Here is a 13,225-nt window from a genome sequence, read left to right on the forward strand (position 1 = left end):
AGTCGGTGGGCGATGTGTCAGATGCGGTGGAGCGAGGTCGGGTCAGCCCTTGACCGCCCCCGCCATGAGGCCCCCGGTGAGCTTCTTCTGCATGATCGAGAAGAAGACGATGCTGGGGATCGCGGCGAGGAACGACCCCGCCGCGAGCGGTCCCAGCGCGACCTTGCCCTCGCCGCCGATGAACGACGTGAGCGTGATCGGCAGGGTGTAGTTCTCGGGCGACTGGAGCAGCACCAGGGCGAAGAAGAACTCGTTCCACGACGAGACGAAGCTGAACATCGCGGTGGCGACGATGCCCGGCGCGAGCAGCGGGAACACGATGCGGCGCAGCACGGTGAGCCGCGTCGCGCCGTCCATCGACCCGGCCTCCTCGAGCTCGGTCGGGATGCCGACGACGTACCCCTGCAGCATCCACAGCGCGAACGGCAGCGTGTACGTGGTGTGCACCAGCGTCAGCCCCACCAGGCTGTCGGTGAGGTTCATGGTCCGCAGGATGAGGAACAGCGGCAGGATGATGAGGATCACCGGGAACACCTGGCTCACGAGGATCCATCCGACGCCGGCCACCCGGATCGCCCCCTTGAGCCGGGCGAGCACGTAGGCCGCGGGCATCGCGATGAGGATGACCAGCACGGTGGAGGCGAGCGCCACCACGAGGCTGTTCGCCGCCGAGCTCATCAGGCCCTGCCGCGCGAGCGCCTGGGCGTAGTTGTCCCAGTGCCACTGCGACGGGAGGAGGCTGACCGTGAGGGAGTTGAGCTCGGCGGAGGACTTCACCGACGCGGAGATCAGCCACAGCAGCGGGAAGCCCAGGAAGACGATGTAGCCGGCCAGCGCCACGTACTGGGCGGGGCGGACGAGGACGCGCATCGGCTCAGCCCTTCTTCACGGCGCGGTCGTCGCGGAACTGCGACCGCAGATAGACGGCGAGGAGCAGGACCACGACCACGACGAGGACGACGCCCATCGCCGCGGCGTACCCGATGTTGCGGTTCTTGAACGCCTCGAGGTAGGTGAACAGCATCGGCAGCATGGTGCGGCCGCCCGGCCCGCCCTCGGTAAGGACGTAGACCAGCGAGAACGAGTTGAAGTTCCAGATGAAGTTCAGCGACGTGATCGACGCGACGATGGGGCGCAGGCTCGGCCAGGTCACCGCGGTGAACCGGCGCCACGCGTTCGCCCCGTCCATGGATGCGGCCTCGTGCAGCTCTCCCGGGATCTGCTGCAGGCCCGCGAGCAGCGTCACGGTGGTCTGCGGCATGCCGACCCAGACTCCGACGACGATGACCGCCGGCAGCGCGGTGGAGAAGTCGGCGAGCCAGTTGATGTCGTCCGGCAGGCCCAGTGCCCCGAGGAACGCGTTGAGCGGCCCCGCGTTGGGCGAGTAGATCATCTTCCACATGATCGCCACGACGACGGGAGGCATCGCCCAGGGGATCAGCGCCAGCACACGGGTGAGCCCCTGCAGCCGGAGCCCGGAGTTCAGCAGCTGCGCGAGCCCGAGCGCCAGCACGAGCTGCAGCACCGTCACCGAGACGGCCCAGATCATGCCGATGCGGAACGAGTCCCAGAAGAACGAGTTGTCGGCGAGCCGCACGAAGTTGTCGACGCCCACGAACTGGTAGTCCGGGTGCCGCACGAGGCGGGCGTCGGTGAACGCCAGGGCGATGCCCATGACGAGCGGCGCCACGGAGAGCACCAGGATCGGCAGCAGCGACGGCATCACCAGGGCGGCGGCCTCGCGGCGACGCCCTCGCTCGAGGCCGCCGCGGTGGCGCAGCGGACGCGCCGGACGACCGGCGGTGGACGTCGTGGGCCCGGCCGCGGGCGCGGTGGGGGCGCTCATCGCGAGCTCCCCTCGGCGGCGGTGGACTCACGCACGAGCAGGCGCGGGCCGATGACGACGTGCTGGGCGGGCGCCTCGCCGTCCTCCAGGCGGGCGAGCACGGCACGCGCCGCGGCGGCCCCACGCTCGGAGGAGCCGAGCGACACGCTCGTGAGGCTCGGCTCGTAGACGCGACCGAGCTCGGTGTCGTCCATCCCCGTGACGGCGACGTCGCCCGGGACGGTCAGGCCTGCCTCGCGTGCGGCGCGGACGGCGCCGATGGCGAGCAGGTCGTTGGCGGCGACGACCGCGTCGAGCCGCGAGCCGTCCGCAGCGGGCGCCAAGAGGGCCCGCGCGGCGCGCAGCCCGGCCGCCACGGTGAAGTCGTCGGCGACCTCGACGGTGGTGCGCTCGGCCGGGAACCCGTTCGCCCGGGCCGCGGCGTCGAAGCCCCGCTGCCGTGCCCGGCCCGGGGTCGTGTCGAGCGGACCGTTGAGGAACCCGATGCGCCGCCGGCCAGACCGCACCAGGTGGTCGACGGCCTGGCCGATGCCGTCCGCGGAGTCCGTGGAGACCGAGTCGATCGCCCCGTCGTCGAGCGAACGGCCGACGACGACCACCGGCACCGGGGCGCGGCGGATCTCGTCCGCCAGCGCGTCGTCGGCGCGCAGCGGGCTGATCACGAGGGCGTCCACGAAGCCGCTGCCGAGGCTGCGCACGAGGTCGGTGGCCGCGCCGGCGGTGTCGCCGGTGGTCATGACGACGACCCGGTACCCGTGGGGCGAGAGGACCTCGTGGATGGCGGTGAGCATCTCGACGTAGACCGGGTTGCCGATGTCCGCGACGGCGAAGGCGACCTGGAAGGTCTTCTTCATCCGCAGGGACCGGCCGGTCACGTCGGGGCTGTACCCGAGCTCCTCGGCGGCGGCGCGCACGCGCTCCACCATGGCCGGGCTGGCCCCGGTGCCGTGCAGGGCCCGCGACGTCGATGCGAGGGAGACCCCGGCGTGCCGGGCCACCTCGATCAACGTGGCGCGTGATGACGTCACTGTCGCTCCACCTTCATCGTCGACGGCGTTGGAAACGTTTCCAGCCCGGTCTCGGCGACCCGCTGGAAACGTTTCCGGATGGCGTCACTCTGGCACCGGCCCCCGCCCGTGTCAAGGCGTCGCGGATGCTCGCGACCCCGCGGGCCCCGACGTAGCCCGACGACCCGCGGGGGCGGCGCGCCCGCCGGGTCCGCACGGCCGCGTGCCTAGGCGGTGGCGGAGGGCGGCACGACGAGGTCGTCCAGGTCCGGCGGCCGGTACCCCCGCCCCTTGAGCACCTTGCCGTCGGCACGTCGGAGCACCCGGCCGTCGGCGTCCACCTTGCTCATGTTCGACCGGTGGACCTCGACGAAGACCGCCGGCAGGTCGATCCCCAGCGCGTCCGCGGCCCCGTAGGTGACGTAGAGGACGTCGGCGAGCTCCTTCGCCGACGCCCGGTAGGCGGCGGCCGTGTCACCGCCCTCGGCCAGCGCCGTCGCCAGGTCCGTGAGGGCCTCCGCCGCCTCCCCCGCCTCCTCGGTCAGCAACGCCCGGCGGTGCTCCGCCAGCCCGGGGCGGGTGGGGTCGGCCTCGAGGTCGAACGCCTCGCGGAACTCGGCGACCCGGCGCATCGGCTCATGATCCATGCCCGCACGCTAGGCGGTCGGCAGTGCGGGGTCGAGCGGGTGAGGACCGGGCGAAAACGCGCCGAGCCCGCATCGGAGAGCGCCGGAGGGCCTCTCTCCCAGGGCGACCACCCCCGGGTCGCACCTCCCCCTGGAAGAGAGCACCACCATGTCCGTCTCCGCCCCGACCCACCGCACGACTGCCGGCACCCGCGCCCCGGACGTCCCCGCCACCCGTCGCCTCCCGAACGCGCTCGCCGAGCAGGTCGCGCCGCGGCTCGACGTCGCCGTCACCGCACTCGCCCAGCTCCTCACCCGGTGGTCCGTGCCCGCGCTGCGCGTCGCGCTCGGCCTCGTGTTCCTCGGCTTCGGCGTCCTGAAGTTCTTCCCCGGCGCCAGCCCCGCCGAGGAGATCGCCGGCCGCACCGTGGAGACGCTCACGCTCGGCCTCGTCCCGAGCACGACGGCCGTGATCCTGGTGGCGGTCATGGAGACCTTCATCGGCCTCACCCTCATCTCCGGCCGCCTGCTGCGGGTCGGGCTGGTCGTCCTCGCCGTCGCGATGGTCGGGATCCTGTCCCCCGTCGCCCTCTTCGGCGACGAGCTGTTCGGGCACGGCATGAGCCTGCTCGGGCAGTACGTGCTCAAGGACGTCGTCCTGGTCGCGGGCGCCTCGGTCGTCGCCGCCGTCGCCCTGGGCGCCCGGCTCCGCCTCGAAGCCTGACGCCGCGCCTCACCCGTACCCGCACCACCACCACGGAGCCTCCGGCCGTCCCCCGGCCGGAGGCTCCCGTGCGTCCGGACCGGCGTCCGGATCGTGAGAAGTCTCCGGAGCGGCCTGGCGTTCCGACGATCCGCTGCTATACCTCCGCCCAGGTCACGAGCCCCAGTGCGAAGCCCCGGCTGGCTGGGCAGCAACCCCCACGTCACGGCGGGGTGCTCCGGGAGATGACCTGGCCGCCGGCCGGCCCGCGCACGCGGGCCGAGACGCCGCGCGGCAAGCGTGATCGACGGACTGCGAGGTACGACCCATGACCGCACCCACCCGCCCCGCCACCCCCTCCGTGGTGGTGGTCTCCGGCAACCCCCGCGAGGGTTCCCGGACGCTCGCGGCGGCCGAGGCCGCCGGACGCCGCATCGCCGAGCTGCTCGGCGCACCCGGACCGGACATCGGCACGATCGAGCTGGCGGCCTTCGCCGGCGAGCTCCTCACCGCGACGCACCCCGAGGCCGACGAGGCCAAGGAGCGCCTGGCCCGTGCCACGGTCGCCGTCGTCGCGACCCCCGTCTACAAGGCCTCGTACACCGGCCTGCTCAAGGCGTTCCTCGACCTGTACGGGCCGGACGGCCTGGCCGGCGTCGTGGTCGTGCCGCTCGTCGTGTCCGGCAACCCGGCGCACGCCCTCGCCGGCGAGGTCCACCTCCGTCCGGTCCTGGTGGAGCTCGGCGCCGTCGTCCCCACCCGCACGCTCGCCCTCACCGAGGCGCAGCTGCCGGAGCTCGGCGCGGCCCTCGACCCCTGGTTCGCCCGCTGGGCGACGCCGTTGCGGCGAGCCGCCGGAGCGGCGACGACCGCCACGCCCACCGAGACCCCCGAGCTGACGGGAGCCGTCCTGTGACCACGGAGCACACCGACCTGCACACCGACCTGTCCGCGCTCTCCGGGATCGAGGAGCTGCTGTCCCAGCAGGACGAGCCCCAGCTGTCGCCCGACGCCTTCAAGACGGTGTTCCGCCAGCACCCCGCGGGCGTCGCCGTCGTCGCGCTCGCGCACGAGGGCCGCCCCGTCGGTTTTACCGCCACGTCGGTGATCTCCGTGTCCGCCGCCCCGCCGCTCCTGGCGTTCTCGCTCGCGTCCACCTCGTCGTCGTGGCCTGCGGTCTCCCGGGCGAGCACCCTCGCGGTGAGCTTCCTCGCCGACCACCAGGACGACCTCTCCGCCCGGTTCGCCACCAGCGGCATCGACCGCTTCGCGGCCGGCGGGTGGACCGCCCTGCCCTCGGGCGAACCCGTGATCGACGGCGCCGTCTCCTGGGTGCGGGCCCGCGTGCTGCAGCGCACGCCCGTGGGCGACAGCTACCTGGTGTCCCTGCGCGCCCTGCAGTCCGGGTCGGACGACGCCTCTCCCCTGGTCTACCTCGACCGGGAGTACCACCGACTCGCGCCCCTTCCGCCCGAGTCCGCGATCTGACGGGACCACGACACATGACCGACCTCACCACCCCCTTCCTCGTCGGGCTCGACGTCGACGGCGCGGGCGCCCACCCCGCGGCGGCCGCCGCGACGGGCCTCACGCCGGCCGAGCTCGTCGGCGCCGCTCGCCTCGCCCGCAGCGTCCGGTGGGCCGAGAACGCCGGCGTCACGTTCGCGACCTTCACCGACGCCCTGCTGCCCGCCGTCCCCGGATCGCCCGACTCGGCGCGGCTCGACGCCGTCACCCGTGCGGCGTTCGTGTCGCGCACCACCACCGCGATCGGGCTGGTGCCGCAGGTGGCCACCACCTACCCCGAGCCGTTCCACGTCGCGACGCAGCTCGCGTCCTTCGACATCGCGGCGTCCGGTCGTGGCGGGTGGCTCGCCACGACCACCCTCACCGCGGAGACGGCCGACGCCTACGGCCGCGACCCGGTGACGGACCTCGCCCGCGAGGCCCGCGACGTCGTCCAGGCCGTGCGCGACCTGTGGGACTCGTGGGAGGACGACGCCGTGATCCGCGACGTCGCCACCGGCCGCTACGTGGACCGCGACCGGCTCCACCACGTCGACTTCGTCGGCGAGACCTTCTCCGTCAAGGGGCCGCTCATCACCCCGCGCCCGCCGCAGGGGCAGCTCGTCGTCCTGGCCGCGGCCGGAGCCGTCGCACCGTCGGTGCGCGAGCCACTGGTCGACGTCACGCTCGTCGGCGGGTCCGACGTCGCGACGGCCCGCGCGGCCGCACGCGCCGCGACCGGCCCTGCGACCGAACCTGCGACCGACACCGCGACCGGCGGCGCGGCCCTGGCCGTCCTCGACCTGGAGGTCGTGCTCGACACCGACGGCCGCACGGCGAGCACCCGGCTCGCCGAGCTCGAGGCGGCGACCCCTGCCGGGGCCCGCACCGACTGGGGAGGGGCCGCGCTGCGCTACACCGGCGACGCCGCGGGCCTGGCCGGCCTCCTCGCCGAGCTCGCCGCCTCGGGCGACGTCGCGGGCGTGCGGCTGCTGCCCGCCGTCCTCGACCTCGACCTGCCGGTGCTGGCCCGCGACGTGCTGCCCGTGCTGCGCGCGGCCCGGCTCACCGCCGCGCCCCGTGCGGGAGCCACCCTGCGCGAGACGCTCGGGCTGCCGCGCCCAGCCAACCGCTACGACGCCCGCCAGCGTTCCGGCACCAGCCGCACCCGGCCCGCCGCCCTGCCTGCCACCGCCAACGCCTGAGGACCCGACATGACCACACCGCCCCCGCCGCACGGCCCGGCCCCGCACGCCCCTGCCGCCCCGGTCACCCGCCCGCACGCCCAGGTCCACTTCGGCGTCTTCTTCCAGGGCGTCAACCACACCACCATCTGGTCCGACCCGGAGTCCGGCTCGCAGACGGACTTCGCGTCCTTCGAGCAAGTGGTCCGCACCGCCGAGCGCGGGCTCTTCGACGCGTTCTTCCTCGGCGAGGGCCTGCGCCTGCGCGAGACCCGCGGCCGGGTCCACGACCTCGACGTCGTCGGCCGCCCCGACGCGATCACCCAGCTCGCGGCGCTCGCCGCGGTCACCGAGCGCATCGGCCTCGTCGCGACGCAGAACACCACCTATCACGACCCGGCCGACCTGGCCCGCCGCCTCGCGAGCCTCGACGTGCTGTCCGGCGGGCGGGCCGCGTGGAACGTCGTGACCACCGACAACGCCTGGACCGGGGAGAACTTCCGCCGGGGCGGCTACCTCGACCACGCCGACCGCTACGAGCGGGCGGCGGCCGTGCTCGCCGTCGCCCGCGGGGTGTGGGACGCGTTCCCCGACGGCCCGGGCGGAGACGTGGCGCGCGTGTCCGTGCCGGGCGCCGACCTGCGCACGCCGCGTGACCTGGTCCTCGACGTCACCACCCCGCGCAGCCCGCAGGGCCACCCGGTGATCTTCCAGGCGGGCGACTCGCCCCAGGGCCGGGACTTCGCCGCCGCGCACGCCGACGTGATCTTCTCCCGGCACGGCTCGGTGCTCGCCGACGCGCTCGAGTTCGCGGCCGACGTGCGCCGGCGGGTCGTCGCGGCCGGCCGGCCCGAGGACGACGTGAAGATCTTCCCCGGCACGGCGATCGTCGTCGGGGACACGGCCGCCGAGGCGGAGGAGAAGGAGCGCTGGGTGCGCCGCGCGCAGGTCACCCCCGCCACCGCGCTGTCGATCGTCGGCAACGTCTGGGGCGAGGACCTCTCGTCCTACGACCCGGACGGCCCTCTGCCCGCGCACGACCCGGTCGTCGCCGAGCTGGGCGGCGAGCGCGGCTCCGCCACCACGGGGGCACGCACGCACGAGATCGCGCGGCAGTGGCGCGCGGTCGCCGAGGCCGAGGGCCTCTCGATCCGCGAGCTGGTGATCCGCAACGCGGGAGAGCGCGGCTTCACCGGGACGCCCGGCGCCGTGGCCGACGCGCTCACCCGGTGGGTGCGCACCGGCGCCGTCGACGGCTTCAACCTCAGCCCGTGGATCGTCCCGGCGGGCCTGGACGACGTCGTGGAGAAGGTCGTGCCCGCGCTGCAGGAGCGCGGCGCCTACCCGACCGCCTACACCGGCACCACGCTGCGCGAGCACCTGGGGCTGCGGGAGCCGCTCACCCGCCGCGGGGCACGTGAGCGAGCGCACGACGCCGAGAGCGAACCGGCGCTGACTCCGGTGCCCTGAGCACCTAGGCTGCGACTGCTGACCAGGAGGGCCCATGACCACCATCACCACCACGACCACCCCGTCCGACGCGCCCGCCGGCGCCCCCACGGACGCGTCCGAGCTCGTCCTCGACAACCCCCGCTGGTCGTCCCTCACGGGTGCCCACGCGCACCTCGCCGAGGGCAACGAGCTGGTGCTGCGCTATCCCGTCGATGTGTCCCCGTTCGCCGCCGTCCGGTCGTGGGACGACCCCGGCGTGTGGGACGCGATCGTCGACGTCGCCGGCTACGGCGCCGAGTTCCCCGGCCCACCGGCCGACCTCGCGCTCCCCGCGGGCTGGGAGCGGGTCGCGCTCCTCGACGGCGTGCAGCTCGTCGAGACGGACCGGCTGCGCACCCGGGCCGACGACGAGGCCGAGGTGCTCGGCGCCCAGGACGTGCCCGACATGCTGGCGCTCGTCGAGCGCTCCCGGCCGGGTCCGTTCCTGCCCCGCACCTACCTCATGGGCCGGTACGTCGGCATCCGCCGGGAGGGGCGCCTCGTCGCGATGGCCGGGGAACGCCTGCAGCCGGAGGGCTGGACGGAGATCAGCGCCGTGACGACCGACCCCGACCACCGCGGCCAGGGCCTCGCCACCCGCCTCGTGCTCGACGTCGCGCACCACGTCCGCGAGCGCGGCGCCCGCCCCATGCTGCACGCGGCGGGGAACAACGCGAACGCGATCCGGCTGTACGAGAACCTCGGTTTCCGGCTGCGCACCCGCACCACGTTCGGCGCGGTGCGGACGCCGCGGGCCTGACGACGACCGCTGCGACGGCCCGGGACCCCGCCGAGCGGGGACCCGGGCCGTCGCCGTGCGCCGGGCTCCCCGCTCAGGCCTCCAGCAGGTCGGCCTGCGGGTGCCGCACGCCCTGCACGGCGCCGCGCGGGACGGCGGCGGCGATCGCCGCCAGGTCGTCCGCGCTCAGGACGATCGACGCGGCCTCGACGTTCTGCTCCAGGTAGCGCAGGCGCTTGGTGCCGGGGATGGGCACGACGTCGTCGCCCTGCGCCAGCAGCCACGCGAGTGCGAGCTGGGCGGCGGTGACGCCCCGCTCCGCGGCGAGGTCCTCCAGCGCGAGCACCAGGGCGCGGTTGTGCTCGAACGCCTCGCCGGCGTACCGGGCGTGCTTGCGCCGCACGTCGTCGGCGGCGAGGTCGGTCACCCGGTCGACGGTGCCGGTGAGGATGCCGCGTCCCAGCGGGGAGAACGGCACGAAGCCGATGCCCAGCTCGCGCAGCGCGGGCAGCACGGCGTCCTCGGGGTCGCGGGTCCACAGCGAGTACTCGCTCTGCACGGCCGTGACCGGGTGCACGGCGTGCGCGCGGCGCACGGTGTCCGCGCCCGCCTCTGACAGCCCGATCGCGCGCACCTTCCCCGCCGCGACCAGCTCCGCGAGCGCCCCGACGGTCTCCTCGACGGGCACCTGCGGGTCCACGCGGTGCAGGTAGTACAGGTCGAGGCGGTCGGTCCCGAGGCGGGCGAGGGAGCGGTCGACCGCGGCGCGCAGGTACTCCGGGCGGCCGTCGACGGGGCGGCCGTCGGGGTGCTTCCCGAGCCCGAACTTCGAGGCCAGCACGATCCGGTCGCGCTGCGGCCCGAGGACGCGCCCGATGAGCTCCTCGTTGCGGCCGGCGCCGTACACGTCGGCGGTGTCGATCAGCGTGACGCCGAGCTCGAGGGTGCGCCGCAGGACGGCCTCGGCCTCGGCGGCGTCGGCGGGGCCGTAGGAGTCGGCCACCGACATGCCGCCGAAGCCGAGCGCGGACACGGTGAGGGCGTGGTCGCCCGAACCCAGGGTGCGGGTGGGCAGGGCGGTCGGCCCCACGGCGGAGGAAGGTGTCGTCATGGGCGCAGCCGACCACCGCGGCGCAGGGTCCGCAAGATCGGGGGCGCGGCTCTCGGATGCTGGACGTGCGACCGGCCGGGTCGCTCAGCCGATCGAGCGGCGGTGCCTCGCGGCCAGCTCCTGGTATTCGATCGCGTTGCGGCGCACGCGCTCGGCACCCTCGGCGTCGAGCGGGCCGCGGTCCTTGGCCGGGACGCCGACAGCGAGGTGCCCGGCGGGGATCTCCTGCCCCTCGCGCACCAGCGCGCCGGCCGCCACGAAGGCGCCCTCGCCCACGACCGCGTGGTTGAGCAGCGTGGCGCCCATGCCGATCAGGCTGCCGTCGCCCACGGCGGCACCGTGGACGATCGCCCCGTGCCCCACGCCCACCCCGGCGCCGATGGTCGCGGGCACGCCGGTGTCCGTGTGGACCACGCAGTTGTCCTGGATGTTCGAGCCCTCGCCGAGCACGATCGCGTCCATGTCGCCGCGCAGCACCGCGCCGTAGAAGACGCTGGCCCGCGCGCCGACCCGCACGTTCCCCACGATCGTGGCCGTCGGGGCGATCCACGCCGTGGGGTCGATCTCGGGGGTGTGACCGTCGAAGGGGAGCACCGTCGCCATGCCCCGGACCCTACCGGTCGCACCTCGGCGGTACTCCCCAGCGGGCGCCCGGGGACATGGGTGTCCTGAAACGATGCACCGGGGTGTCGATGCGGGGACGGCGCCTAATCGAGTCCCCACCCGGTGCGCAGGTTGGCGAAGATCGTCGCGAGCGCGTCCGCCGGTGCGTCGGCGCGCGCGGCGATGTCGGGGCTCTCGAGGACGAAGCGCGACAGCGCCCGGAGGCCCGCGCTCTCGGCCTCGTGCCATTCGTCGGCGAGCAGGGCGGTCAGGGCGTCCTCGCAGTCGGTCCACTTCGTGCGGACGTACGCGCGCAACGGCGGCGTCGAGAAGATCAGGTCGAGGACCCGGGTGGACTCCGGGTCTCCGGACTCGAACGGCAGACGACTCCCCATGAAGGCCTCGACGGCGCTCAGCGGATCCGTCTCCGGCGACCGGTCGCGCACGGCCCGGGTCAGCGCCTCGGCGCGATCCTCGTCCTGCTCGAAGACCAGGGCGGCCTTCCCTTCCGGGAAATAGGTGAACAGCGTCGTCAGGGCGACGTTCGCCTCGTCGGCGATCTCGGCAACCGTGACGTCGTCGAAGCCACGCTCCAGGAACAGGCGGACGGCCACCTGGTTCAGGGTGCGGCGGGTCTGGATCCGCTTGCGCTCACGAAGCCCGGTTCCTGCTGCCATGCGACGAGTATAGGGCCCTCGTCGTACCGACACCGGACTCCGAGTCACACCAGTTCTGTAGTCACTACAGAAAGTGCTAGCGTCGGCGGTGTCACGACGACGAAGGAGAACCATGAACGCGACAGCGATCGTCAACGCACGAGTCTTCGACGGCGAGCAGGTCGTCGACGCCACCACCGTGGTGGTCGACGGACCCCGCATCGCCTCGGTCGGCGGTCCCGCCCCCGACGGCGCCCGCGTCGTCGACGCGAGCGGGGCGACGCTGCTCCCCGGGCTCATCGACTCCCACGTGCACACCTCGGTCGGGGCCCTCGAGCTGGCGCTCACGTTCGGGGTGACGACCGAGCTCGAGATGCAGGGCATGTTCACCCGCGACAGGCGCGGCCACGTCACGGGGAACGACCGCCTGGCCGACGTGCGGTCGGCGGGCTTCGGGATCACGCCTCCGGGCGGCCACCCGAGCGAGCTGATGGGTGACGACGGCGACGACGAGGCGCCGTGGGAGGACGGCGACGCGGCCGAGGGCACCGCATCCTGGTCCGACGTGGTCATGCCGTTCTCGGCCACACCCGCCGAGGCGGCCGCGTTCGTCCCTCGGCTGGAGGCGTCGGGCTCCGACTACATCAAGTTCATGATCGACGACGGCACGGTCGAGGGCGCGCCCGGGCTGCCCGTGCTCGACGACGCGACGATCGCCGCCGGCGTCGCGGAGGCCCACCGCCGCCACCTGACGACCGTGGCCCACACCCTCACCGTCGACGCGACCATGTCGGCCGTCAGCGCCGGCATCGACGGGCTCGTCCACCTGTTCATGGACCGGCCGCACACCGCCCCCGTCATCGAGGCGGTCGCCGCGTCCGGCGCATTCGTCGTGCCCTGCGTCGTGCTGAACGCGTCGATGATGGGTCTCCCCGCGACGGCCCTCGCCGCCGACCCGCGCGTCGCCGCCAAGCTCGACGACGCGTGGCTGGCGACGCTCCGGAGCAGCTACGACAGGTACCCGCAGGGCAGGCTCGACGACGTCCTCGCCTCGGTCAAGGCACTCCACGACGCCGGGGTCGACCTCCTCGTCGGCACCGACGTGTCCTTCCCGCTGCCCGTCCTGGGCGGGATGGCGCACGGCGCGAGCGTGCACCACGAGCTCCAGCTCCTGGTGACGGCGGGCCTCACGCCCGTCGATGCGCTCCGCGCCGCCACCTCCGTCCCCGCGCGCCGGTTCGCGCTCGCCGATCGCGGGATGATCCGCGAGGGCCTGCGCGCCGATCTTCTCCTCGTCGACGGCGACCCGACGGAGCGGATCTCCGACACGCTCAACGTCCGCCAGGTCTGGAGGCGCGGAGCACCGCTCTTCGCCGGGGCTGCGCCCGCGGCCTCGCAGGCGTCCCACGCCGGCACCGACGCCTCGACCTCGAGGTAGAGAGGACCTGCCCGGGCCTGGACGGTCGGGGCGCGTCCAGGCACGCTGAGACCTCGAGCCGGCCGGAACGGGCGGCCACCGCGGTACACGTCAGCGAGGACGACGATGACCATCCACGACGACCATCGCGACGTGGTGGCACGTATCGCCCAGGGGCGGCTCGACACCGAGTCCGAGGCCGCCCTCCAGGTGGGCCTCCGCGTCGTGCCCCCGATGACCGTCGCGGTCGGGGTGCAGGCCCGTCCCGCACGCACCGTCACCGACGCCGACCTCGACGAGCGGCGGACCCGACCCCGCGGGGAAGCATGAGCCAGG

15 protein-coding genes and 1 riboswitch are annotated in these 13,225 nt (G+C 74.2%); of the genes, 8 read left to right on the top strand and 7 right to left on the bottom strand.

Annotated features, from left to right (window positions below; genetic code table 11):
• Positions 1 to 42: 42 nt before the first annotated feature.
• The 4 genes from B5Y66_RS15105 to B5Y66_RS15120 all read right to left on the bottom strand — a co-directional run bounded on the left by B5Y66_RS15105 (position 43) and on the right by B5Y66_RS15120 (position 3,500).
• Positions 43 to 870: a carbohydrate ABC transporter permease gene (locus B5Y66_RS15105; protein WP_079575307.1), complete on the bottom strand. Its 828-nt coding sequence runs from the start codon at positions 868 to 870 to the stop codon at positions 43 to 45.
• A gap of 4 nt (positions 871 to 874) precedes the next feature.
• The gene (locus B5Y66_RS15110) at positions 875 to 1,846 is read right to left on the bottom strand and encodes a carbohydrate ABC transporter permease (RefSeq protein WP_079575308.1); all 972 of its coding nucleotides are present in this window, start codon (positions 1,844 to 1,846) and stop codon (positions 875 to 877) included.
• Positions 1,843 to 2,874: a LacI family DNA-binding transcriptional regulator gene (locus B5Y66_RS15115; protein ID WP_176168885.1), complete on the bottom strand. Its 1,032-nt coding sequence runs from the start codon at positions 2,872 to 2,874 to the stop codon at positions 1,843 to 1,845. Before B5Y66_RS15115 ends, B5Y66_RS15110 begins: the two co-directional genes overlap by 4 nt.
• Before the next feature lie 206 nt (positions 2,875 to 3,080).
• The gene (locus B5Y66_RS15120; protein WP_079575309.1) at positions 3,081 to 3,500 is read right to left on the bottom strand and encodes a pyrophosphohydrolase domain-containing protein; all 420 of its coding nucleotides are present in this window, start codon (positions 3,498 to 3,500) and stop codon (positions 3,081 to 3,083) included.
• Between the two features lie 148 nt (positions 3,501 to 3,648).
• Here B5Y66_RS15120 and B5Y66_RS15125 point away from each other — a divergent pair, with 148 nt between their 5' ends.
• The 6 genes from B5Y66_RS15125 (at position 3,649) to B5Y66_RS15150 (ending at position 9,123) form a co-directional block, all read left to right on the top strand.
• Positions 3,649 to 4,203, top strand: a complete 555-nt coding sequence (locus B5Y66_RS15125; protein ID WP_079575310.1) for a DoxX family protein — start codon at positions 3,649 to 3,651, stop codon at positions 4,201 to 4,203.
• 151 nt (positions 4,204 to 4,354) lie between these two features.
• A riboswitch (SAM riboswitch) is annotated at positions 4,355 to 4,455 on the top strand.
• 55 nt (positions 4,456 to 4,510) lie between these two features.
• The gene (locus tag B5Y66_RS15130) at positions 4,511 to 5,098 is read left to right on the top strand and encodes an NADPH-dependent FMN reductase (protein ID WP_079575311.1); all 588 of its coding nucleotides are present in this window, start codon (positions 4,511 to 4,513) and stop codon (positions 5,096 to 5,098) included.
• Positions 5,099 to 5,145: 47 nt separating this feature from the next.
• Entirely contained in the window at positions 5,146 to 5,670 is a 525-nt protein-coding gene (locus B5Y66_RS15135; RefSeq protein ID WP_407656399.1) for a flavin reductase family protein, read from the top strand.
• A 14-nt stretch (positions 5,671 to 5,684) separates the two neighbouring features.
• Positions 5,685 to 6,893 (top strand): LLM class oxidoreductase, encoded by a 1,209-nt coding sequence (locus B5Y66_RS15140; protein WP_079575312.1) that lies wholly within the window; start codon positions 5,685 to 5,687, stop codon positions 6,891 to 6,893.
• A gap of 9 nt (positions 6,894 to 6,902) precedes the next feature.
• Positions 6,903 to 8,342 (top strand): LLM class flavin-dependent oxidoreductase, encoded by a 1,440-nt coding sequence (locus B5Y66_RS15145; RefSeq protein WP_079575313.1) that lies wholly within the window; start codon positions 6,903 to 6,905, stop codon positions 8,340 to 8,342.
• A 34-nt stretch (positions 8,343 to 8,376) separates the two neighbouring features.
• Positions 8,377 to 9,123 carry a GNAT family N-acetyltransferase gene (locus tag B5Y66_RS15150; protein WP_079575314.1) on the top strand — a complete coding sequence of 249 codons (747 nt, stop codon included), beginning with the start codon at positions 8,377 to 8,379 and terminating at the stop codon, positions 9,121 to 9,123.
• 73 nt (positions 9,124 to 9,196) lie between these two features.
• Here B5Y66_RS15150 and B5Y66_RS15155 read toward each other — a convergent pair whose 3' ends face one another.
• The 3 genes from B5Y66_RS15155 to B5Y66_RS15165 all read right to left on the bottom strand — a co-directional run bounded on the left by B5Y66_RS15155 (position 9,197) and on the right by B5Y66_RS15165 (position 11,493).
• Positions 9,197 to 10,177 carry an aldo/keto reductase gene (locus B5Y66_RS15155; RefSeq protein ID WP_139820928.1) on the bottom strand — a complete coding sequence of 327 codons (981 nt, stop codon included), beginning with the start codon at positions 10,175 to 10,177 and terminating at the stop codon, positions 9,197 to 9,199.
• A gap of 120 nt (positions 10,178 to 10,297) precedes the next feature.
• Positions 10,298 to 10,816: a gamma carbonic anhydrase family protein gene (locus tag B5Y66_RS15160; RefSeq protein WP_079575316.1), complete on the bottom strand. Its 519-nt coding sequence runs from the start codon at positions 10,814 to 10,816 to the stop codon at positions 10,298 to 10,300.
• 104 nt (positions 10,817 to 10,920) lie between these two features.
• A complete protein-coding gene (locus tag B5Y66_RS15165) occupies positions 10,921 to 11,493 on the bottom strand; it encodes a TetR/AcrR family transcriptional regulator (RefSeq protein WP_079575317.1) in 573 nt (190 codons plus the stop codon).
• A 112-nt stretch (positions 11,494 to 11,605) separates the two neighbouring features.
• On the opposite strand from B5Y66_RS15165, the gene B5Y66_RS15170 reads away from it, so the two are divergent.
• Together B5Y66_RS15170 and B5Y66_RS15175 are read left to right on the top strand one after the other, a co-directional pair.
• The gene (locus B5Y66_RS15170) at positions 11,606 to 12,910 is read left to right on the top strand and encodes an amidohydrolase family protein (protein ID WP_079575318.1); all 1,305 of its coding nucleotides are present in this window, start codon (positions 11,606 to 11,608) and stop codon (positions 12,908 to 12,910) included.
• A 105-nt stretch (positions 12,911 to 13,015) separates the two neighbouring features.
• Positions 13,016 to 13,219 carry a hypothetical protein gene (locus B5Y66_RS15175; RefSeq protein ID WP_079575319.1) on the top strand — a complete coding sequence of 68 codons (204 nt, stop codon included), beginning with the start codon at positions 13,016 to 13,018 and terminating at the stop codon, positions 13,217 to 13,219.
• Positions 13,220 to 13,225 lie beyond the last annotated feature (6 nt).

The sequence above is a fragment of the Krasilnikoviella flava genome, from assembly GCF_900167525.1.
GTDB classification, from domain to species: domain Bacteria; phylum Actinomycetota; class Actinomycetes; order Actinomycetales; family Cellulomonadaceae; genus Isoptericola; species Isoptericola flavus.